The 21,485-nt window shown below is 58.9% G+C and carries 21 protein-coding genes and 1 pseudogene; 5 read left to right on the top strand and 17 right to left on the bottom strand.

What is annotated here, in order from left to right; genetic code table 11:
* Positions 1 to 101: 101 nt before the first annotated feature.
* Genes AFIDRAFT_RS18520 through AFIDRAFT_RS18500 form a run of 5 tightly spaced genes read right to left on the bottom strand, consistent with a single transcriptional unit; the run spans position 102 to position 3,586 of the window.
* A complete protein-coding gene (locus tag AFIDRAFT_RS18520) occupies positions 102 to 791 on the bottom strand; it encodes a DUF3306 domain-containing protein (RefSeq protein ID WP_009341202.1) in 690 nt (229 codons plus the stop codon).
* The gene (locus AFIDRAFT_RS18515) at positions 788 to 1,306 is read right to left on the bottom strand and encodes a DUF3305 domain-containing protein (RefSeq protein ID WP_009341201.1); all 519 of its coding nucleotides are present in this window, start codon (positions 1,304 to 1,306) and stop codon (positions 788 to 790) included. The genes AFIDRAFT_RS18520 and AFIDRAFT_RS18515 overlap by 4 nt, the downstream gene beginning before the upstream one ends.
* On the bottom strand, positions 1,303 to 2,310 hold the full coding sequence (locus tag AFIDRAFT_RS18510) for a DUF6352 family protein (protein WP_009341200.1): 1,008 nt from the start codon (positions 2,308 to 2,310) through the stop codon (positions 1,303 to 1,305). Before AFIDRAFT_RS18510 ends, AFIDRAFT_RS18515 begins: the two co-directional genes overlap by 4 nt.
* The gene (locus AFIDRAFT_RS18505) at positions 2,307 to 2,846 is read right to left on the bottom strand and encodes a DUF6505 family protein (RefSeq protein WP_009341199.1); all 540 of its coding nucleotides are present in this window, start codon (positions 2,844 to 2,846) and stop codon (positions 2,307 to 2,309) included. The genes AFIDRAFT_RS18510 and AFIDRAFT_RS18505 overlap by 4 nt, the downstream gene beginning before the upstream one ends.
* Positions 2,843 to 3,586 (bottom strand): biotin/lipoate--protein ligase family protein, encoded by a 744-nt coding sequence (locus AFIDRAFT_RS18500; protein ID WP_009341198.1) that lies wholly within the window; start codon positions 3,584 to 3,586, stop codon positions 2,843 to 2,845. The genes AFIDRAFT_RS18505 and AFIDRAFT_RS18500 overlap by 4 nt, the downstream gene beginning before the upstream one ends.
* 149 nt (positions 3,587 to 3,735) lie before the next feature.
* Here AFIDRAFT_RS18500 and AFIDRAFT_RS18495 point away from each other — a divergent pair, with 149 nt between their 5' ends.
* On the top strand, positions 3,736 to 5,712 hold the full coding sequence (locus AFIDRAFT_RS18495) for a 4Fe-4S binding protein (protein WP_009341197.1): 1,977 nt from the start codon (positions 3,736 to 3,738) through the stop codon (positions 5,710 to 5,712).
* Here AFIDRAFT_RS18495 and AFIDRAFT_RS18490 read toward each other — a convergent pair whose 3' ends face one another.
* From AFIDRAFT_RS18490 to AFIDRAFT_RS18480, 3 genes are all read right to left on the bottom strand, one after another.
* Positions 5,713 to 7,005 (bottom strand): c-type cytochrome, encoded by a 1,293-nt coding sequence (locus AFIDRAFT_RS18490; protein ID WP_009341196.1) that lies wholly within the window; start codon positions 7,003 to 7,005, stop codon positions 5,713 to 5,715.
* A 46-nt stretch (positions 7,006 to 7,051) separates the two neighbouring features.
* Positions 7,052 to 7,237 carry a hypothetical protein gene (locus AFIDRAFT_RS18485; protein ID WP_009341195.1) on the bottom strand — a complete coding sequence of 62 codons (186 nt, stop codon included), beginning with the start codon at positions 7,235 to 7,237 and terminating at the stop codon, positions 7,052 to 7,054.
* Between the two features lie 93 nt (positions 7,238 to 7,330).
* The gene (locus AFIDRAFT_RS18480; RefSeq protein ID WP_009341194.1) at positions 7,331 to 7,642 is read right to left on the bottom strand and encodes a hypothetical protein; all 312 of its coding nucleotides are present in this window, start codon (positions 7,640 to 7,642) and stop codon (positions 7,331 to 7,333) included.
* Between the two features lie 833 nt (positions 7,643 to 8,475).
* On the opposite strand from AFIDRAFT_RS18480, the pseudogene AFIDRAFT_RS19635 reads away from it, so the two are divergent.
* Positions 8,476 to 8,610, top strand: a pseudogene (locus AFIDRAFT_RS19635) (cytochrome b/b6 domain-containing protein); the annotation flags it as partial.
* Between the two features lie 189 nt (positions 8,611 to 8,799).
* Here the strand turns inward: AFIDRAFT_RS19635 and AFIDRAFT_RS18475 are convergent.
* The 8 genes from AFIDRAFT_RS18475 to AFIDRAFT_RS18440 form a co-directional block, all read right to left on the bottom strand.
* Positions 8,800 to 9,180: a c-type cytochrome gene (locus tag AFIDRAFT_RS18475; protein WP_245258207.1), complete on the bottom strand. Its 381-nt coding sequence runs from the start codon at positions 9,178 to 9,180 to the stop codon at positions 8,800 to 8,802.
* Between the two features lie 98 nt (positions 9,181 to 9,278).
* Positions 9,279 to 10,274, bottom strand: a complete 996-nt coding sequence (locus tag AFIDRAFT_RS18470; protein WP_009341191.1) for an FAD:protein FMN transferase — start codon at positions 10,272 to 10,274, stop codon at positions 9,279 to 9,281.
* Between the two features lie 8 nt (positions 10,275 to 10,282).
* Positions 10,283 to 10,825: a nitrous oxide reductase accessory protein NosL gene (locus AFIDRAFT_RS18465; RefSeq protein ID WP_009341190.1), complete on the bottom strand. Its 543-nt coding sequence runs from the start codon at positions 10,823 to 10,825 to the stop codon at positions 10,283 to 10,285.
* Positions 10,822 to 11,643, bottom strand: a complete 822-nt coding sequence (locus tag AFIDRAFT_RS18460) for an ABC transporter permease (RefSeq protein WP_009341189.1) — start codon at positions 11,641 to 11,643, stop codon at positions 10,822 to 10,824. The genes AFIDRAFT_RS18465 and AFIDRAFT_RS18460 overlap by 4 nt, the downstream gene beginning before the upstream one ends.
* On the bottom strand, positions 11,640 to 12,551 hold the full coding sequence (locus AFIDRAFT_RS18455; protein ID WP_009341188.1) for an ABC transporter ATP-binding protein: 912 nt from the start codon (positions 12,549 to 12,551) through the stop codon (positions 11,640 to 11,642). Before AFIDRAFT_RS18455 ends, AFIDRAFT_RS18460 begins: the two co-directional genes overlap by 4 nt.
* Positions 12,548 to 13,912, bottom strand: coding sequence for a nitrous oxide reductase family maturation protein NosD (locus tag AFIDRAFT_RS18450; protein ID WP_009341187.1), 1,365 nt, complete (start codon positions 13,910 to 13,912; stop codon positions 12,548 to 12,550). Before AFIDRAFT_RS18450 ends, AFIDRAFT_RS18455 begins: the two co-directional genes overlap by 4 nt.
* A gap of 11 nt (positions 13,913 to 13,923) precedes the next feature.
* Positions 13,924 to 15,852 carry a TAT-dependent nitrous-oxide reductase gene (gene nosZ / locus AFIDRAFT_RS18445; protein ID WP_009341186.1) on the bottom strand — a complete coding sequence of 643 codons (1,929 nt, stop codon included), beginning with the start codon at positions 15,850 to 15,852 and terminating at the stop codon, positions 13,924 to 13,926.
* 17 nt (positions 15,853 to 15,869) lie between these two features.
* Positions 15,870 to 18,092, bottom strand: a complete 2,223-nt coding sequence (locus AFIDRAFT_RS18440; protein WP_083801669.1) for a NosR/NirI family protein — start codon at positions 18,090 to 18,092, stop codon at positions 15,870 to 15,872.
* A 208-nt stretch (positions 18,093 to 18,300) separates the two neighbouring features.
* On the opposite strand from AFIDRAFT_RS18440, the gene AFIDRAFT_RS18435 reads away from it, so the two are divergent.
* Complete coding sequence (locus AFIDRAFT_RS18435; RefSeq protein WP_009341184.1) at positions 18,301 to 19,188, top strand: hypothetical protein; 888 nt, start codon at positions 18,301 to 18,303, stop codon at positions 19,186 to 19,188.
* Positions 19,189 to 19,276: 88 nt separating this feature from the next.
* Here AFIDRAFT_RS18435 and AFIDRAFT_RS18430 read toward each other — a convergent pair whose 3' ends face one another.
* On the bottom strand, positions 19,277 to 19,624 hold the full coding sequence (locus tag AFIDRAFT_RS18430) for a cupin domain-containing protein (protein WP_244469201.1): 348 nt from the start codon (positions 19,622 to 19,624) through the stop codon (positions 19,277 to 19,279).
* A 611-nt stretch (positions 19,625 to 20,235) separates the two neighbouring features.
* On the opposite strand from AFIDRAFT_RS18430, the gene AFIDRAFT_RS18425 reads away from it, so the two are divergent.
* Both AFIDRAFT_RS18425 and AFIDRAFT_RS18420 read left to right on the top strand, forming a co-directional pair.
* Positions 20,236 to 20,679: a universal stress protein gene (locus AFIDRAFT_RS18425; protein ID WP_009341182.1), complete on the top strand. Its 444-nt coding sequence runs from the start codon at positions 20,236 to 20,238 to the stop codon at positions 20,677 to 20,679.
* A 107-nt stretch (positions 20,680 to 20,786) separates the two neighbouring features.
* Positions 20,787 to 21,269, top strand: a complete 483-nt coding sequence (locus tag AFIDRAFT_RS18420) for a hypothetical protein (protein ID WP_009341181.1) — start codon at positions 20,787 to 20,789, stop codon at positions 21,267 to 21,269.
* Positions 21,270 to 21,485 lie beyond the last annotated feature (216 nt).

The raw sequence follows: 21,485 nt of genomic DNA, 5'->3' as shown, positions 1-21,485 counted from the left end.
CCATATGCGCCTTTTCACTTTGGAATGATTCAAAGTTAGGCCCGCAAGACAGCGGCCGTCAATAAAAAGCTTATAGGTCGAGGCTATGTTCCTTTTCGCAGCTATTGCGGCAACGCGCGCCCATGAGTGCGGCGCACCAGGGAAGACTGGCGAGCCTGCCCGTCATCCACTGCAATGGAACCAGCTCGCGGCGTTGCAATACCGTTTTCCGCTACTTGCCCGTCACTTTCGATACGGTCGATAGCTGCCTTTGGCGTATCGATCGCCGTTTCGCCTTCAGAAGAAGTCACCGGCGAAGCGGCAGGATTGATGACATTTTGTTGTAGCTGCGGCGCAGCAGAAGTCGCCTCGCCTTCGGCCACCGGATTCCGCTCCCTGATGATCCTTGCAACCAAATCACGCACCTGCTCCGGGGTGTAATCGAGCGACCCAAATCCCGGCATCACATTTGGATCGTTGAAATCCCAGGCGTTCTCGGCAAGCCCGACGAAATCGCGGATTGCAGGATCGGCAGCCCACGCACGGCGGAGCGCTTCACGAGTCAGCGCGAGTGGAACCCCCTTGCGCAGGAATGCCGTGACATCAGTCGCCGCCGTAATCGTATCCAGCGGCGGCAACGCCGAAAGGTCGGGTTCTTTGACGGACTTGCCCGCTTCAGAATCCACAACAGGCGCTTCATCTTCTCCTGCCGACGGCGGACCGGACACCGGCGAGGAAGGCAAGGATTCAGGCGCAGCCTCCGCAACGCGCTTGCGGCGCGACCATCGACTGAGAAAGTCCTCATTGCTCATTCATCCCGCCCTCTCTGCAGGCGTCGCGCAAGCGCCTCGGGATCGGCGCGGCCACGCTCTCGCTTGAAGAACTCCTCCCGCTCGACATGTTGCCCGGCAATGAAACGGGCAATCGCATCGCGAATAATCTCCGGCATCGGCACCGGCTCGACGAGATTGCTTGCCGCTTCCGTAAAACTCTCACCTTCGGCAGGATCGGCCGTAGCGGCGGTGACTGCATAAGGCCGTTCACCTTCGGATGGGCTCATCACGACCCAAATGCTGGGGACGCCGGAGGCAAGATTTTCGCGATAGCGCTCGGTTTCCGAACGGTAGAGATCGACCAAGGCAGATCCCACATAGAACAGCGTGACATCGTCCTGTTCACGCAACACCGTCCACGCTTCCATCTCCGGCTCACCGGGCAATACCCCGACCGTGCGCCAGATAAAATCAGCCCATTGGGATGCTGCCTTGCGGCGCTCCACCACCACTCCAACGGGAATGCTCAGCAACGGAACAGCGGCAGGACTCAACTGGCCACCTCCATACGCTTGATCGGCAACCCCGTGATCAGGTTTTGCGGTTTCATTCGCAAAATCCCCTCCGGCGTTGTCGCCATGATGAGATAGACCGATTCATTCGCCAGACCATCGCTGACGGCAGTTTTGTCCGAAAAAATCAGGCGGAAAAGGCCTGCTACCCGTCCGGTGGTCTGATCGTCGAGTTCCTCGCCATTCCAGAGCCGGTTGCCGATTGCGGTCGCTTCGGAATCGAGGCCGACATACCAGGTCAGCGTGGCATCGCGCAGTTCGGCGAGCGGTTCGATCATCACCTCGACGGCAAGCAGGTGCGCGATCCAGCGCGTCATGGCTTCCGCGACCGCCGCCATGCCCCGCCCTCCTGCGAAGAGATCGAGCCCCATGTCGAACATGTCGCTGCGGCGCCAATAACTATCGGCGTTCTCTTCACCGAGGATGTCGATCTGCGCTTCTTCGGGAATTTCAAGCAACGCCAACAGCGGCGTCGTGGGCACCGGATTTTCGCCTTCGATCCATTCCTCATCCATGGACAGCAGGGACCCATGGCTGGCTGTGACGCGCTGAGACCGGAAGAACAGCTCGCCGGCTCGCAAGACGAATGGATCGTCACAACCGTCGAGCGCATTGCGCAGGATGACATGAGTCAACTGATTGACGAACAGCGGCGGCAACGCGACCGTCCCGCCGCGCATCAGAGCCAGATAAGCTGCTTCGAGAGTCGGATGACTCAGCAGCAATTCGCGAAACGCCAATACGAACTGCCAGTTTTCCCGTGCATCGGGATCAGCGATTGAGGAAATCTCATCTGCGCCGACTGGACGGCGCGGTTCCGCCAGCAACGCCGCATGCAGTTGTCGCTCGGCCTGACAGGCATCCGCCGGCGGCATCAGTTCGGGCCGGATAAAATACGCCTTGAAGAACTCATCGGTCGCGACGAGCCCACCGCCCGGTTCGCGATCCAGCAGATGATGACCGCAGGAAACCCAGAAGTCCTTCATTTGCCCTCATGCTCTGCCGTTATATTTGCGAGGTCAACGTCCTCCGTGGAGGGCTCGTCATTCTGCGCTTCCATAAATGCAAATGCGCGCTTATGCCCCGACTTGCCGCGTGATCGCAACGCACGGAAACTCTCGCGGATCTCGCCACCTTCCGCTGTGCGATGAACCGCGATCAGGGCACCCGTGGCCTCGTTGCAAAGGGATTCGGCGAAACTCACCTCCTCCTCCGCCGCCTGCCGCGCCGTCGCGAGATCAGGAGCGCCGAGCCGGTCGACGAGTCGTTGCGCCAGCAAGTCGACCACCGCAGCGCGATCATTGTCAGTCGCCTCGACAACCTCCACCAGCGTCGACCAGCCCCACGATTTCAGCCCAAGAAATCCGCCGCGAAACGCCGATCGCGCCTTGCCCCGCAGCGTATTCGGATCATCGCCCCAGAACCGGAAAGCGCCGGACACCGCCCATTCGCCCGGCTCCGCTACCGGGTCGAACACAAATGTGTCCGAAGGGTCGAGGGCAATCGTCCGAAGCAGTTTCACAGCCGCGGCCCTCCTCTTTCCGGATCGAGCCATGACGGTGTGCGCAGCACCGGCAGCAGGGCACTCCGCCCAACATCAGTTCTTCCCGCGTGGGTCACGATCAGGTCGCCATTGTCGGCGATCCCGTAATGGGTGCCCGCCGCGTGCGGCAGACGTTCGACAAACTCCCGCGCGACGCTGTCAAATCCATCCGACTGCCAACCGTGAATGGCTGCCATGAGATGGCGCGCGAATGCTTCAGTAAGACCCGATGCGCCGATATCGTCGAAGCCTTCCTGATCGAGCGCAGTTGCCACCGGGTAAACGCCGGGTTCTTCGCCACTCATCGACACGGTGCGGATCATCGCGCCGAACACCATCCATGGCGGCGGCTCGTCTTCCGGTGCGCCCGGCGGCCACCCCAGTCGCCCGCCGCCAAGCAGACCATCATCGATCCGAATGGCATCCGGCCAGTCGATCGTGACGATTTTCCGCGGTGGCGCATAGGCCAGTAGTGCGTCGCTCAGCGCGACCATGCCGGCGTAAAATGCCCGGCGCGCCAGATGCAGCGGCTCTTCCGGTTCAAGCACCACCGCAAACTCGGCAAGATCGAAGCGCCCGACATAGACCAGCGTGCCGGCACCGCTTGTTGGTGCAATCTCCATTGCATGGGTAAATGCGTTCGCTCGCTCACGCAGCGTCACCAATGTGAACGGCGGCGGCAGATCAAGAGTCTGTTCGAACGGCGCACGGATTCGCATGAGGCGACACGGCCTCCGGCAACTATTCCCATCGATGCCGTATAGTTATAGGCTCCAAGCCCTCGATACGAGTCCCATAACGAGAAACACAGGTGGCGGCCATGGCGGATCGACCACGGAAGATTCTGATGTGTTCGTGCGAGGATACGATGAGCCTCGACGCGACCACCGTGCGCAAGGCATGTATCAGCGCCGATATATCCACCTTCCGGCATTTGTGCCGGGCCGAAACTGAGCAATTCCGTGCAGCCCTGCAGGACGGCGCGGCGATCACCGTCGGCTGCACCCAGGAAGCCCCGCGCTTCTCGGAATTGGCAGGCGAGCGCGAAGCCCCGCTCGACTATGTCAACATCCGTGAGACTGCAGGCTGGTCTAGCGAAGGCGCACAGGCCGGCCCGAAGATGGCTGCCCTGTTCGCAGCGGCCGCCGAGCGTGCCCCGGATCCTCCACTCGTCCACCTCTCGAGCGAAGGTGTCATCCTCGTGTACGGACGCGATGAAAGTGCGATCGAAGCCAGCAAACTGCTGGCCGATCAGCTCGACGTCACCCTCCTGCTCGACAAGCCGGGAGAGCTGACACCGCCGAGCGTCACGGTCTTTCCCGTGGTCAAGGGAACCATCCGCAACGCGGCGGGCCATCTTGGCGCTTTCGAGTTGACCGTCGACGATTACGCACATCCGCTGCCGTCTTCACGCGACATCCTTGTCTTTGAACCATCGCGAAATGGCGCGATATCCCGCTGCGATCTCGTGCTCGACCTTTCCGGCAACCCGCCATTATTCCCGGCACACGATTTGCGCGACGGCTATCTTCGGGCCGACCCGAAAGATCCGGCATCGGTCCTGCGCGCCATCCTGAAGGCGCGCGATCTTGTCGGCAGCTTTGAGAAGCCGCGTTACATCAATTTCACCGCAGACTTGTGCGCCCATTCGCGCTCGAACATCGTCGGATGTCACCGCTGCCTCGATCTGTGTCCGACTGGCGCGATCACGCCCAATGGCGACCATGTTGCCATCGACGCCGATATCTGCGCCGGCTGCGGCCAGTGCGCCACGGCTTGCCCGACCGGGGCCGCAGCCTATGCGCTTCCTCCCGCCGATGTCTTGATCCACAAACTGCGGGCGATGCTAGCAGCCTATCACCAGGCCGGCGGCACCGATGCCGTTCTGCTGCTGCATGACGGAGACCATGGCACCCCGCTGATCGAAGCACTTGCGCGCCATGGCGACGGCCTTCCCGCCAACGTGCTTCCGCTCGCTGTCAATGAGGTCACCCAGATTGGGTTTGAAAGCATTGCCGCCGCTTTCGCTTATGGCGCTTCGAACCTTCGGCTGCTGTTGCGGGCGCGCCCCCGCCACGAGACCGGCGGACTTGCGAAAACCATCGCACTCGCCGAAGCAATCCTTGGTGGGCTGGGCTTCAACGGCGAACGGGTCTCCACGATTGAAACCGACGACCCGGATCAACTCGGCGCAACCTTGCGGGCCATGACACCCGCGCCGGCCGTACAGCAACCGGCCACCTTCAGGACCGTCGGCCGCAAGCGCGACGTGTTGCACTTTGCCTTGCAGGAGCTGCATCGTGTCGCGCCAGTGCCGGTAGACATCATCGCGCTGCCCACAGGAGCACCATTCGGCAGCCTCAACATCAAACTCGACGGATGCACCCTTTGCCTGTCCTGCGTCTCCGTCTGCCCGACCGGCGCGCTGTCCGACGATCCTGACCGGCCGATGTTGCGGTTCGCAGAAGATGCATGCGTGCAATGTGGTTTGTGCGAAGCGACCTGCCCGGAAAAGGTGATCGAACTGGTGCCTCAGATCGATTTCCGCGCGGCCACCGCTCTCACCCGCACGATCAAGGAGGAAGAGCCGGCGCTCTGCGTCCGCTGTCATAAGCCGTTTGGCGTCAAAAGCACGATCGACCGCGTGGCCGCCAAGTTGGAAGGCAGGCACTGGATGTATCCCAACGCCCACAAGCGCGCCGAAGCCATCAGGATGTGCGCCGACTGCCGCGTGATCGCGATGAGTGAAGAAGGCTTCGATCCGTTTGCCGGCATTCCCGAACGGCCCGCGCCGCGCACCACGGACGACTATCTGCGGGCACGCGACCAGAGTCCGAAGAACTGATTATTTCGTCGTGGCGCGGGCGAGAAAATCGGTCAGCGCCTTGCGGTCTTCCAGCGAATTGATGCGCTGCTCGGGCATCTTGGTGCCGGGCGTGTACGCCGCCGGTCCGACCTCGAACAGTTTGGCGACGGTTTCCGGACTCCAGACGATATTCATCTTCTTCAGCGCCTCGGAGAAGTTGTAACCGGGCAGCGACGCGATCCTGCGGCCGAAAATGCCGGCCAGTGTGGGGCCAGCGCGAACTTCATCTTTCGCCGACAACGTGTGACAGGCGATACAGGAGCGGAATATTTTCGCACCATGATCGCCGGCGAATGCTGCCAGCGGATCGCCGAGCGCACCCACAACCGGAGACCCAAGCAACTCGCCGGTCAGCGCATTCCAGCGCCGGATCGTGTGATCGGCGCCACCGGTCAGCAATGTGTGGCTGTCCCCAAAGAACGCAACCGACCAGACCGGCAAACCCGGCCCGACCAGCGTGTGCTCGACGGTCCGCGTTTTGCGATCGATAATCGCTACCGAGCCACCGATACTGGCCGCCGCCAGCGACGCACCATCCGGCGAAACTGCGAGCGAGATCACTGGCGTCGGGCCAGCCTGGATTTCGCCTGTCCTCTTACCGCCCTTGGTCAGAAAATAAATCTTTCCATCCGCAGCACCGACCGCAATCCCTCCATCAGGAGCGATCGCGACGGCATTCAGCGGGGACGGCAGAGTGACGACCTCCGGTGCACCGCCAGCCAACGGCCATATCCGTAGCGTCAGGTCATAACCGACGCTGACCAGCGACTGCCCGTCCGGCGTGAAGGCAACACCATTGACATTCTGGGAATGACCCTGGAGCACGCGCGGCTTGCTGCCGCCATCCTGCGGCCAGAGCCGTACGCTGCTATCCCACGACGCCGATGCCAGCATGCTGCGATCCGGCGAGACCGCAAGGGCGACGACCGGCGCACCATGGCCTGAAAGAATTGTGTCCGGCTTCGAGCGCCCAGCGGTCCAGATCGCAATCTGTGCATCGACCCCCGCGCTTGCCATTCGACTATTGCTCAGGAATACGACCGCGTTTACCGCGCTCGAATGAAACCGCAAAACCTGTTCCGCAAATCCGGTCGCAACTGACCAGCGGATCACAGATGTGTCGAAGCTGCCCGACAGAATGCTTCGGCCATCGGGCGATACCGCAACCGCCCGCACTGGGCCACCATGACCGCGCATCTGCGCCATTACCGCATCCGTCATGATAACAAGCAGCACTGTTGCAATGACAGCCGCAAACGCGGCCCGAGTCATTGCGAGCCTCTGTATCCAACGTCGTTGGCCGGCGGGACGCCGCAAGCTATGGGCCCACAACAAGAGGATTAAGCCCGTAACTGCCGATAGCAGAAATCAGCATTTCGCGATGCAGATCGATCATCGCGAGCACAAGAGTCAAGAAAAGTGCAAGTGCTACGGCAACCAAGACCGGAGAAGCCGCAGCACCACCCGCTTCGTCCCGGAGAGGTTTTTTATCCAATGCCCACATCAGAAATGCCTCCGTCTCGGGTTTCACCGTTCGACGACCTATCGTTTAATAAGGCCGGCCACGAGGCTTATGTTTCTCCGATATTTTATCCTCTCACCGCCTGAGCGTAACGTGAGAGGCCATTACCTGACTCGCATCAGTTGGCTGCGGCGTCATTCGTCCCATCGCGCCTTCGACAATCGAAACTACTAAATCGAATGTTTTCGCATCATCAAGAAGGGACATATCGATGTCGCCTCTCTTGAGTGCTGTCAGAAAGTGGTCCTTGAATCCGTCAACCGATGATGGGCTCTCTGTCCTTGATATGTGCTCTATGGCCCGAGCCAAGCTGAGATAGAGCGTCCCGATGATGATGCGAAGTTGTTCAGTACTCGCATCGACCGGAATGCCAATTTGTGCCGTCATCTAGCTGCTCCGCGTTGCTTTGTATCTGAAGAAACAACGCGCGCTTAAGAGATGAGTTCCAAAGATATGAAACCCCGCCGGAGCGCGGTTTTCATAGTGTCTCAGATACGTAGCTTCGGCGGCGCCAGCCGCTTCGGATTGATAGCTTCTGCCGAGGCAGTGATCTGATTCTGCTTCACCTTGCCCAAAAGGTAGGTCGGCAACTGCTTCGGCAGATACTCTTTCTTGATCTACTCACGAAATTCCGGGAGGGCATCGTCAGGATAGCAATATGCCGGCTGGGGATTCGGCAGCGATTGCGGGAAATAATCCGGGTATCCGCTGGGCTGCACCTTAACCCCGCATGGCGCTCGACCCGCTCTCACCGGCGGGCCTTTTGCTGCCTGTGCACTGAGACCCACTCCGGCACGAACCGACCAGCCGACAGGCTCAAAGTATTCACGATATTGGCCTAGCGCCCTCACGATCTTAACGGACCCCTGCTCGCGGCCGGTTTTCGCCTTCATCTCAGCCACACCTTCGGAAACATCCGCCAGGAGTGTATATTCAGGAGCACATACCTGAGCCTGCCGCTCGCGATGACGTACCTCAAGACCAACCGGGCCACGATTGGGAAAACCGCGCGGGAGCGCTGGGAAGACGGTCTCGTTGAGGGCGGCATCGTATACATCGATATGGATTGGGTCTGCGGATGACACGGCGCTCCGTGGACATGCTGCATGTCTTTATCTGGATAAGCGGTAGGACCAATGCAAGCGAGGCGCTGATCCCAATAGAAGATCGAAGCGCCAGGTAATTGGAGATTAAGGCGCGCTCTCAGGGCACGTCATGAGATCGATGGGCTGCATCAGTTCCTGGAATGGGCACTGCTCATCGTGGTCGGCATTCATGTCGGTGCCGCGATCATACATCTGTTGGTTTATAGAGATCGCGTAATGCAACGAATGTGGCCCGGTGAACCCTCATAGCGAGAGATCGCTTACTTTTAGCTTGTTTGCGCTGGCCTATCTCCCAAGGCTTGCCTCACTCCTGGCGTCGAGGGTGACAGCGTCGTGGCGCCATCACCAACGAGCGTTCAGAAGGCCGGAAACAATTGATGGTGGCGTCTGCCGGCAGACGCCACCATCAAATTGCACCCACCAGGCGAGAAATGCGGCTTACTTCTTCTTGCCGCTGGCGTCGAATTGCTTAAGGAAGGCCGTCAGATCGTCGACCTTTTTCTCGTCTTTCAATCCGGCAAAGACCATCTTGGTGCCGGGCACCTTGGCTTTCGGATCCTTGATGTATTCGCGGAATGTGGGTTCATCCCAAGTGAGCCCTGAGTTCTTGTTGGCTGCGGAATAGTTATACCCCGGCACGCTGCCCGCTTTCCGGCCAATTACGCCATTGAGTTCCGGTCCGACGCCGTTCTTGGCGTTCTCGCCAATCTGATGGCAGGCTTTGCATACCGCGAAGACTTTTTCTCCCGCAGCAGCATCCTGCGCCTGGGCCGGGCTGATACCGGCGCTAACCAAAGCCAGCAAAGTCACAAACATCATCTTTTTCACTTGGTTTCTCCCTCGTGGAAATCGCCCATCATGGGCCAGTTAAATAGTTCGTACCACGACGCAAAAGGTAAACGACGAAAGATAGCGCCTCAGGTTCCGTAGACACGCGTTTTTCCATCAGAATCGGTGAGATGGACCTGGATGTTCGATCGAGACGCCGCGATCTCGCGTATGCGCGAAACGGGCAGTAAGCTGAAAGCTGTCGAGAGCGCGTCAGCCTCCGTCGCGGTCGGGGCGATGATGCTAACCGAGCGGTATCGTGATGGGCTGTGGCCGGTGCGGGGATCAAATAGGTGAGTAAAGCGGCCGGCGGCATCGAATCTGAATCCCGCGCCGGCGGTTGTTGCAACCGCCCGATCAGCAAGCCCGATGGTTTCGCTTACCACGCCCGGCCTGTCTGGATCAGCAAGGCCGACCTGCCATGGGATGCCATCGGGTTTTGTTCCAATCGCGCGGATCTCACCCATGTTGACGAGCATCGTCGAGAGGCCGGCAGCGCGTAGTGTTTCCGCGACGCGATCGGTCGCATAGCCCTGTGCGATGCCGTTCAGCGTGATCGCGCTGCCCGGCTTTAAGAGAGCGACACGGTCGGGACTGACCTTGATGTGCTGATAACCCACTTTTGACAGCACATGCGCGAGCTTGTCTGCAGCTGGTCCGTCCGGCGCGGGATGTGCTTCCGAAAAATGTGCGGCATACAGATCCCATAGCGGCTGCACGGTGGGATCGAACGCGCCATCCGTCAGTACGGCGAACTCGAGCGATGCATTGAGCAGCGCGATCATATCGGCGTCGGGCGATACCAGAACGCCGGTGCGATTGAGCGCGCAGATTGCTGAATCCGGCCGATAAAGGCTGAACTGCTGCTCAAGCCGCCGAACGTCCTGCACACATGTCTGAACGAGTCGCTCAGCTTCCGTCCGGTCGGAATGATAAATCTCTATCGACACTTGCGCACCTAGTGCCGAGCCCTGCCATCGGGTCGGGGCATCAGCTAAGGCGCGGCGCTTGCCAAGCAGGATGACTCCGCTCGCCATCGCGGTAATAGAAATCAACCGTCGGCGCGTGATAGGTGAGTGTGTCATGGCTGCCTTCAATTCGTCCGTATCTCCGTAGGACTATGTTTACTTGATTCCGATGTGTCGCCACCCAGAACATAAGTTTTCGGAATCTGATCGAAACTGACGATGCGGCCGCCGTTGCTGGCAACGAATGCGTCGGCTGCTGCGCGGTTGCCAAAGGGCACCGCCTCATCCGTTTCCATGCCGCTTCGCCTGCGGCTCTCGATCACGAAAAAGGCCTTGCGCGCGTTGATCCAGTTGGTGGCACCGGGCTCTTCCCAGCTTGGCGCCACTCCCATGTCGGACACGTAAATCGCGCGGATGTCGCGCGGTTGGTCCGGCATCAGAGTGAAGGCCACCGTGTCGCGCACCGACGTGAACCAATAGGGATCGATCCGGCTCGCGGTGATAATCTGTCCCTTCGGGCCCGGATGCTCCAGCACGTTCATGCCGCAGAACACGCCGAGTGCATCGTCCTTGAGTGAGATAGGCGGCGGCGCGGAGGCCGACTCATCCTGATTGCAAGCCGCAAGTGTGATCGCAACCGCCGCGATGCAGAGCACGCGCAGGATCATAACTCCCTCCGTGCAAAAGAAGCCGTCGCAAGACCGAGCGGAATCGCAATCCACAGCGCCATCCCAAGCAGCAGCGCGGGGGTGCCGGTGCTGCCGGTAAGTCCGGCCATACCGGAGAACTGCCTGACATTGAAGCCAGTGAGATTGGCGAGACGATAGATATCGGCTGGGTTGAGGAAGAGCAGTTGCTCCAGGACCGAGGCGGAGACGATCCTGCCCTGATCAACGACAAGCAGGCCGAGTAGGGCCATGTCGAATACTAGCACCATGATCAGCCAGACACCGACAGCAGCCCCTGCCGCCGTGCCACGGTCCCGCGCCAGGCTGCTGATGAGATAGCCGATCGCAACGAATGCCGCACCGAGCATAATCGATGTCCCGATCATCCAGGCAAACGCATACCAGCTCGCAGCCAGGACTTTCGTACCACTGACCGCCAAGGCCCCCGCCGCGACGCCGTAGCCAATCACGGTGGCGAAGGCGAGGATCAGCACATGGCCACAGAATTTTCCGAGAACGACCTGATAGCGGCCGACCGGATAACTGAGCAGGAGAATCATGGTTCCGCGCTCCATCTCGCCCACGATTGCGTCATGCGAAATCAGAAGTGCGATCAGCGGCAGCAGGAAGATGGTGAGGCTGGAGAGACTGACGACAACAACGTCGAGTGCGCCCGCACCGACATTGCCGGTCGGTGCGCTGCCGAGAAAGGTCAGCGATAGTGCAAGCGCGGCCAGTAGCAACGTGGTCGCGAGTACCCAGCGGTTGCGCAAGCCCTCCTGGATTTCCTTGCCGGCGATGATGGCGACGGTTCTCACTCGGCAGCCTCCCGCTCGCGAAGAAAATGCGCGTAAAGGTCGTCGAGGGTCGGCGCCACAACTTCAATGTTGCGTACCCGCGGATCGCCGGCGGCCAATCGCAGCAGCGCCATTTTCTTCTCATCGTCCGGCACCAGCACCACATGGCCGTTCGCGCCTGACGACGTGCCGTTCATCAGCCACTCCGGTATCCTATCATCGCTACCAGTTATAAAGTCGAACGTGACCCGGATCGGCAATTGCGAAAGTTGGCGCAATTGCGTCAGCGTGCCTTGCGCTACCAGGAGACCGTGATTCATGATCAGCACGTGCTCGGCGCGGCCCTCAAGCTCGCTTAGCGCATGTGAGGAGATCAGCACCGTCGCGCCGTCGTCGCGCAGTGCGCACAGGATGTCGTAGAAGGTCTGGCGTAACGCCGGATCGAGACCCGTGGTCGGCTCATCGAGCAGCAGAATACGCGGACGTCCGAGCAGTGCTTGTGCGAGACCGAGCCGTTGCCGCATACCCTTGGAATAGGTCCCGACCCGGCGATCGGAGCCATCTCCCAAGCCAACGCGGTCGAGCAGGGCCCATGCAGTCGTCGGCTTCAGCTGCTTGAGCCGCGCATAAAAGCTGAGCGTCTCTCGCCCGGTCAGTGCGGCATTGAAAGCGACGTTCTCCGGCAGGTAACCGAGCGTCCGCCGTGCCGAAAATTCACCGGCGGCTGGATCCTCATCGAGCACACGGATGGCGCCGCCATTTGGCCGGATGAGCCCCAGCATCAGCTTGATCAGAGTCGTTTTGCCGGCGCCATTATGGCCAACCAGCGCGCAGATTCGTCCGGGCGCCAGATCGAACGATACCTCGTGCAGAGCGCGAATCTGGCCGTAGATCTTGTCGACTGCCTGGATCGAGACGGTCGCAGTCATGGCAGACTCCGGCCTGCGTCCGGCCGCGGTGGCGGCGCGATTAGCGGATGAGTATCGACCACGCCGCCGGGATAAAGCGCTGGAAACTGCGCCTGCGCCCAGCGGAGCACCTGAACCGCAGGACTGTTGATCAGAATTTTTGCGGACGGCGCGGTCCACAGCACTCGATCGACGAGGTCATTCGGCCGGTATGCAGTATCGGCCACACCGTCGCCGTTCAGATCGAACGCCGGGTTGTCGCTCCAGTAATTGCCGCGCCCATCCTTCGACCAGTCGAGGTTGCGGGTGCCAACATACTTCACTTGGTTTCGATTGCCGACAAAGGCATTGCCGGTGATCTCATTGCCTTCCGAGCCTGCCGTGAAGTGGACGCCAATCTCGCAGTGCTCGAACCAGTTATTACGAAACTGATTGTGGTTAGCGTTGTAGATGAACACGCATTTGTCAGGACCATTGCGCGCAATGCCACGCGTGGCCGAGCTCGCATCCGGCAACATGCCGCGCTCGTCGTTCGCCACCTCTTGCGGATCCGACACGTTGTTGATCGCGCCGCCAGCGACCAGATTACCTTCGATCTTCGCATAATTGGCGTAATTGAACAGCAGGCCGTGGTCCCGGTCGCGATACGAGACGTTGTTGCGAATGACGAGGCGGTTTGAATACATGATTGCGTAGCCGACATGGCTCTTGATCGAGACGTTACCGCTGATCTCGCTGTCGTTCGTGTACATGTAATGGACGGCAAACCGCACATTTTCAAAGCGGTTGTTGGTGAATCGGTCCTTACGGCTGGAAATAGTGAAGATGCCATCTCGACCGTGGCGGATGGTGTTGCCATCGATCGTTACGTCCGGCGCATTCCACACCGATACGCCGTTACCGGCTTCGGAGAGGCGGATGTTCTGCATCCCTTCGATCACATTGTTCAGGACACGCGTGCCTGCGGCGCCGTGGACATAGACACCGAATAGATTGCCGATGATGCGATTGTTTTCAACCAGCGCCCGCTCAGCGGTTTTCTCTAGGTAGATGCCAGAATTCATCGCCGGCAGATCGCGACCTGATCCGCTGATTGTTAACCCGCGGATTTCGACATCGGGCCCATAGACATCGATGACGCTGCCTTTGCCGTTGCCGGTGAGTGTCGCGCCGGGCTCGCCTCGTAGCGTGATCGGCCGCTCGATGCGGATCGGCCCTTTGTGCTTCCCAGCGGCCAGCACAAAGATGTCGCCATCCTGCGCCCGATCCAGCATCTCCTGCGTCAACTGGCCGGCTGCAAGTGTAAGAGTCTCCGCGCTCGCGAAGCTAGGCAATCCCGCGGCAAGAATCGCCGCGGGAAGTATGTTGAGGAAGCAGCGCACGGATGCCCCGCTTACACCGATTTCGGTTCGACAAGCATACGGCCTTTCATTTCCATATGCATGGCATGGCAGAACCACTGGCAGTAATACCAGTAGACCCCCGCCTGGTCCGCCGTGAAAGTTACCGAGGCTGTCGCCTGTGGTGCAACTTCCATTGCGATGCCGTAGTTCACGATCGTAAACCCGTGCGTGAGGTCTTCGACGGCGTCGATATTGGTGACGTGGACAGTTACCTCATCGCCTTGCTTCACCGTGAATTGCTCAAGACCGAAGGCTGGCGCAGTGGATGTCATGTAGACGCGCACCTTGTTGCCGTCGCGGATCACTTTGGAATCAGATTCGAGATCGACGCCGTCCGCCTTAGCTTGTTTTACCGCATCGGCAAAGAACGGATCGGCGCGATTCCAGATCGAGATCGGATTGATCTTGGAACGATGGACAATAGTGGCGTCGTGAGGTTCGGCAAAGCTTGGGCCATCATGCACCAGCAACATCTTGTCGCCTGAGATGTCGATGAGCTGATCGTTTTCCGGTTTGAGCGGGCCGACATTGAGGAAGCGGTCCTTGGAGAACTTATTCAGCGAGATCAGCCATTTTCCGTCGGCCTCCTTGGTCTGGCCCATGGAGGTGTGGTTGTGGCCGGGCTGGTAGTGGACGTCCAGCTTCTGGAGGATCGGGTCGACCTTCTCGCCTTTGAAAGCGCGCTTGGCGAGATCGATGTTCCACTTGCAGATCTGGCTGTCGATGAACAACGTAGTATAGGCGTTGCCTTTGCCGTCATAGGCGGTGTGCAGCGGTCCGAGGCCGAGCTCAGGCTCCGCCACGACCACATCGCGCGGTTTGATCTTATCGTCGAACAACTGGTCGAACAGCCGCACATCAAACACGGTGCAGGTCGGCGCGAGCTTGCCGTTGGCGATGACATGGATACCGTCCGGTGCAGTGTTGATACCGTGTGGACTGTTGGAGACCGGCACGTAACGAGTGTAAGGCGAGCCATGGCGGCCGTCGAGCACCGGTACGCCGCCCATCGTCTTGTAATCGCCCTTCTTCACCGCCTCCTCGATGCGCTTGATATTAAAGATGGTGACCCAGTCCTGTTCGTTGGCGGTCATTTCCGCAAGCGTGACGCCGCCCTCGGAGTTGTAGCAAGTCGAGAAGGCGTACTTGCCCTGATAGTCAGCGTCGACGTTATCGAGGTTGCCGTCGACGATGACCTGCCAGGCAACCTTCATGGTATCGCCGTCGACCGCCGTGAAGATCGAGCGATATTGCTTCGGATCGTCGAGGATCTTGCCATCATTCGGCAGCGGCACGCCATCCTCGCCGTTACAGAAAACATAGCCTGTACGAGGATATTTCTGGACGCGCAGTCCGTGCACCGTATGTTGGTTCGGCAACTGGATGATCTTGTCGCACTTCATGACGTCAAGACGCACGCGGGCGACGCGGGTATTAGCCTTATCATTCATGAAGACGTAGCGGCCGTCGTAGGTGCCATCGGTGAACGAGAGGTGCGGATGGTGCAGGTCGCCATTCACATAGGTGCCGCCACGGGTCTTGAGAAACTCGCGCCCCTCGGGGGTCAGTCCCTCGGTCAGGATCTTGAGGCTCTCATTAGTCTGGCCCCAGCCAGTCGCCGAGCAGCGATTGAACACCGGCACCCGCATCAGTTCACGCATCGACGGCAGGCCGACGATACGCATCTCGCCGCACTGGCCGGATGAGAAGAATACATAATATTCATCGAGATCGCCGGGCGCGACCTCGGTCTTGTGAACCGCGGGCCGTGCGGCAGGGGCTTTCGGCTGCGCCTTGGTTTGGGCCTCCGCAATCGTGGTGAAGCCGGCTCCGCCGGCAAGACCGACCCCGGCCGCCGCTGCCGTCGTGCCGAGCAATGCCCGGCGGCTGACACCTTTGTCGCCTTCTTGGTTGCTCATGGAAGTCTCCTAGATTTTCAGGTTGGGGGTGTTGCGACTGAACCGCCGGGGGCGCTGACCGCTTTGCCTCCGGCGGTAATGATTGTGTTCGGGCCTTTTCCGGCACGCATGGATGGCGAGGACAGCGCTTCGCGCTTCTCACGCTTGAGACGCACCTGGATCATGTGAGGGCAGCGATGATCGTCGAAATAAAGCTCCTGACAGTGCATGCAATAGATGCATTCGTTGACATTGATGTGCCCTTCGGGATGGATCGCCTGCACCGGACATTCGACGGCGCAACGCTGGCAGGGAGAGCCGCATTCCGGCCAACGGCGCAGCCATTCGAACATGCGGATGCGGCCCGGAATGGCGAGTGCGGCCCCAAGCGGACACAGATAGCGGCAGAAGAAGCGCTCAATGAACAAGCCGGCGGCCAGCAGAGTCAGCGCGTAGATCACGTACGGCCAGTCACGCGCGAATTTGAGGATGATCGCGGTCTTGAACGGCTCGATCTCCGCGACCTGTTCGGCCAGCGCCGTAGAATAAAGCGACAAACCGAACAGGACGAGAAAGATCATGTATTTGATCGGCCACAGCCGCTCGTGCAGGCCCCATGGCAGCCGAAGCTGCGGCACCTTCACCGCCTGGGCGATGTTGTTGAGCAGTTCCTGCAGCGCGCCGAACGGACAAAGCCAGCCGCAAAACGGTCCTCGTCCCCAGAACAGCAGTCCTGCCGCGATAGAAGCCCACAGCAGGAAGATGTGCGGTGCGGAAAGGAAATATTCCCAACTGAACCCTGTCAGCAGCGAATTCACGAAGGTCAGCACGTTGACCACGGAGAGCTGCGCATTGACATACCAGCCGAGCCACACCAGCACGAACAACAGATACACACGACGGACCCAGACATAGACTTGTGGCCGCCGCACCAGAACATTCTGAAAGAAGAAGATCAGCGTAAGCATGCCGAGCGCGAACACGGTGATGCCGATTCGAACCGCGTCACCGCGCCAGATCCGGATCCATAACGGCTCGTCGTCGGGGGCAGTCGTGATCGGGTTTTGCGAGGACTGTGGCGATGCCGCAGAAGGCGGTTCGGTCGAAATGATCGTCGCGGGCTGCTCGCGCTTCAGATACGCATCCGGCAGCGTATAGCCGAGATCGAAGGTCAGGAATGCCTTGTCGCGTGCGCCGATGGCCCGCTGCACCAGAAGCTGCAGCGTCCAGGGTTCGGCTGGATCGAAGGTAAAATCCGCCGGCAGAACGAACAGGCTGATCTCGGGAAAGCTTGGCGCTCCCTCAGCGGCAAAATCACCCAGCCGCGTATGATCGCGATCACGGAAGCGAATACTGTTACCGTCCTGCAAAAGCTCGATGCGGTCGAAGATGCCGCCACGAACATAGCCGGACCCCTTGAACGAATAGCGGCCAGAGCCTGCAACCACGATCGCCTGCTGGCCGGGTTTGAACCTGGCCTGGAGGCGTTTAAAGCCATCATCGCCGAGCAGGCTGCGACCGATGGTCGGCACCGCGACGTCAGCGGTATACAGATCGATGAAATCATCCGCCGGGTCGCCAGTTTCGGCGTGCGCCGCCGCCGCGGCGTTGCCGGACTTTTCGTAGGCCTCGTTGATATCGGCAACGCTCAGATGCAGCCGCCGGATCGAGCCGTCGCCGAGGAGCGTTTGCCAGTCGCGCACCTCGCCGCTGGCCATATCGATGGTCTTGACCACTTGTGCCGCAGTTGCCGCCACATTGGCCTGTCCTTGTGTCCCAAGCCGCCCGGTCTTGATCAGCTTTGTTGCCGAACGGACGATGCTGTCACCGATCACCAGCACGGTGACAGTTGCGCCGCTGACGATATCGACTTGCGGCGCCTTGGCTGCACCACTCACCACGGGCGCCATGTCCGTGCCGACCAGCTTGTTCACGGCATCGAGAATGCGCTTTTCCGGAATGCCGATGAGGACGATCGGTTCCTTGTGTTCGACAAGCTTGAAGCCGGTGAGTACGCCTCGTGTGGTGATGCCGACAAGGACCTTGATCGGCTTTCCGGAATAGCCGACCGCATTGGAAAAATCGGAATTAAGATAAGCAAAGCCCAAAAGCTCGTCATTTTTGTAGATCGGAGCGATAGGCGGGTCGCCCTGCGGTGATCCGAAGCGATTTGCCTCCGGGATCAGTTCTGCCGGTTGTGCCTTGACGATATAATTACCTAGCTGCCCAGCCGCGTGCGCACTCGCAGCGAACAGCATCATTCCGATCAGACAAAGAGCGGCGATGCTGGTGGCGTAAAGACTTTTAAAATCAGACAAGATGCTCCTCGTCGAACTTTGCAGCTTCGAGTGAAGTCGACAAAATCGAGTCGCCAACCATCGCCATTGGGGGAACTCGCGTGGACATCCTTTATCGGAAACGATATTATAAAGTGTTGCTGTATGTCAAAATAGCACTGCGAGACTTTGCATGCATGAAGAGTCTCTGCTGACGGTGGCGCCAGAGCCTACCGAGGATCTGCCGGAGTTGTACGCGATCGCCCTTCATCAGGCAGAGCTCGCAGCACAGCGCTATGCCGCATTGGCGGTGCATCCAGGCAAAAACCTGGAGGTATTGCGCCCTGTTTTCGAGGCTCTCGCCGCGCGAGAAAACATCCGGATCAATGCGATCAAAAAAGACTGCATTGAAGCATGTCGCGCCCCACCGGACATGGGTCGGCTGCCGGCTACATTTATGGATCTTGTCCCGGCGCAAGAGTTGGCGGACATTTCTCAGTCCAGTCTCTCTACCCCTTATATCGCGTGGGCTCTCGCCGTCCGCCATCGCCGGCGTGCCTTTATATATTGGACTTATGTCGCCGCCCTCGCCAAACAGCCGGCGATAAGCGTCGCGGCTGAAAGTTTGGCCCGCGAGGCCCTGATGGATGCCAATCTGTTACGGCGAGAGCGCCGCCTTGCGTGGCAGAACGAACATAAACTCGCCGCTGAGAACGATTCAGGTGAAAAGAACGCATCCGCGGCCTTGCTTGAGAGCTTATTACGGCGGGACGTCATCGCGTGGTCACAAACTCTCCCGCCTGAGACAGGCAGACAGCTGCTGTATGCAGGAACATTGGGGCCCTCACATCATAGCGCCGCTCCGTCCGAGAATATTGAGATGCCCACTCTTGAGATCGAACAGATCAAGCGGCGCGCTCTGCAGCGAGCCGAGCAACTGTTGAATGTGTATCTCGACGAGGCGGACAGAGCCAAGGATCAACGCAGCTTGGAATTTGCGCAAGAACTTGCCTCGCGTTCGATTGCGCGTCTTGCCGATTTGCGGGCCGCCGCCTCATTGCCCGAGAGACAGGCACCGTAGGATTTATCAGAGTTCCGGGCACTTCAGAAGAATATCGCAGTGCGCACCGATGGGTCGCAAGCAATGCTGTCGTCACTTCTGGGGCAAATTATCGGGTGCCGAGCAGGATCGTTAGGAGGATGGACGAATCCTTGATGCCCTTCAGCGAATGAATCTCGTTGCCTGCGAGGTAAACCCATTCGCCTGCGCTCAATGTGATAGTCGAATCTGTCAGCCTGATCGATATGCATCCTTCCAGACAATGCAGCATAATATTGCCAGGCACCTTGTGCGGCGGGATTTCCACTCCCGCCAATACGATCAACCGAACTGCTTCAAAACATTCAGATTTGACGAGAGCTGCCGTCTTGGCTTCTTTCAGTCTATCCCCCAGTGGACGTAAGTTAACGATCTCTCCCGGTTCTGCGTGCTGCAAGGCCACGATATTATCCTTCATTACGGATGCTATTGTTCTAGGCTATCGTTTGATGGTAGCGCCGTCAGGTTACGCAACTCCATTTTCGAAGTCTTCAATAGCACTTTCGCTAATGCATGATTTGTCGGCCAAGCGCGGACGACTGACTTCAACGAGGGCGCGGGCAGCGGCGCAGAGCGGTCCAGTTAGCATAACGGCCTCCATCTCAAAACAAGCAAGTTCAGACAATCATACCTGGCGCTGATGGTGAAGCTCGACTCTCGACCGTCTCGACGGAGTTTGAACCTTTCAAAGGTTCCAAACAGTTTCTGCCATTCAGGTCTTTCGAAAAATACGCTCCATTCAAACCGTTCTTTAGCTACCAATGGTCAGATAAGCGCTTCTGGTAGCCAGCCTACTCAACGGATTGATGACCCATACAGCTTCTCCCCTACCTGCTTGACCATCTCGCACTGGCAACTTTATGTGAAGATGCCACCATATAATCGCGCATAACTGACGCAAAGCCCTAGAACGATGACCAGCCAGTTGTGAGTGAAGTCACGAGCGCTGCTCACTCTTCTCGCCCTCTCTACATTGCTTGTCGGTTATTGCCGCGTGTGCTTATCTCACAGCCAAGCTTGGAGGCTGTGATGTACACACATATCCTGATTCCGACCGATGGCTCGGAGCTGGCGCAGAGAGGCGTTGATCACGGCCTTTCCTTAGCAAAAGCGCTTGGCAGCAACGTCACGATCATCACAGCAAGTGCGCCATTCCCGCTTCCGGTAAGTAGAATTTCTTGGGGCATCAAGCATGATGATATTGACCGCTACGCTGCAAATTGCAGGACAGAAGCCGAAGATTTGCTTGCCAAGATCAAGGCGACGGCAACGAAGATGGGCATTTCAGCCACTACAACCTATGTGCCTGATACCAGCCCCGCTACTGCGATCCTCGAAACGGCGAAACAGGCCACGTGCAACCTGATCGTTATGGCATCTCATGGCCGGCGTGGCGTCGAGAGGCTTCTCCTTGGCAGCCAGGCCGCTGAAGTTGTTTCCAACAGCCCCATACCAGTTTTGATTGTGCCATAAGATCTCTCTGCCGCAATTTGAAGCGACGTTACGACTTTGACCCTATGGGCGCACCGACGCGCATTAGGAGTGAGGCTTGCCCCGATGGAGATACCACGGAATTCAAGATGATTAGCGCAATACGAAATCGAATCTACCCGGTAATTATTGTGGTGTTGCTGCTCATCATTGCAGCGATGGCTTACAAGTTCATCGTTGCCGGATCGACCGAAAGAACACAGGATGGACGGATTGCAATCATCCTGGAGCCTGCTGAGCGCGACTTAGTGCTAAGGGAAATGCGCGGTTTTGTTGAAGGCCTTCAGAAAATCACGGAAGCTCTGTCGAAAGATGACATGAAAGGCGTAGCGAAAGCCGCTCGTCCTATGGGAACATCACGAGCCCGCGACGTGCCACTTGGAATCATGGGAAAGTTGCCGCTGGAATTCAAAAAGCTTGCTTTCAGCACCCACGGCGGATTCGACACCATCGCTATGGATGCCGAGACACTCGCCATGCCAAAACACACCCTCGGCCAACTCTCAGAAGTCTTACGAAACTGCGCAGCCTGCCACAGCGGCTACCAGATCAAAGCCACAACGCCTAATTAGATAGGGCCATATAGCTTCCCGCCAATGTTCTGGAGGAACTGGCGTTCGAAATCATTCAGCTGGTGATCATCCAACCCGACGCCAACGATGCCTTGCTCCCGGTATCCATTCGGCTTCAGGGCTTCGTAGTCGATCTGCTTGCCGATTTCTGGGTCGAGTAGTTGCTTCGCATTACGCCGCCTCTAGATCCAGCTTTTGACGCTTACGAGCTTCCCG

Origin of the sequence: Afipia sp. 1NLS2 (genome assembly GCF_000178995.1) — a bacterium.
GTDB lineage: Bacteria > Pseudomonadota > Alphaproteobacteria > Rhizobiales > Xanthobacteraceae > Afipia.
Note: the sequence above shows the minus strand (reverse complement) of the source record. Positions and strands in the feature narration are given on the sequence as shown.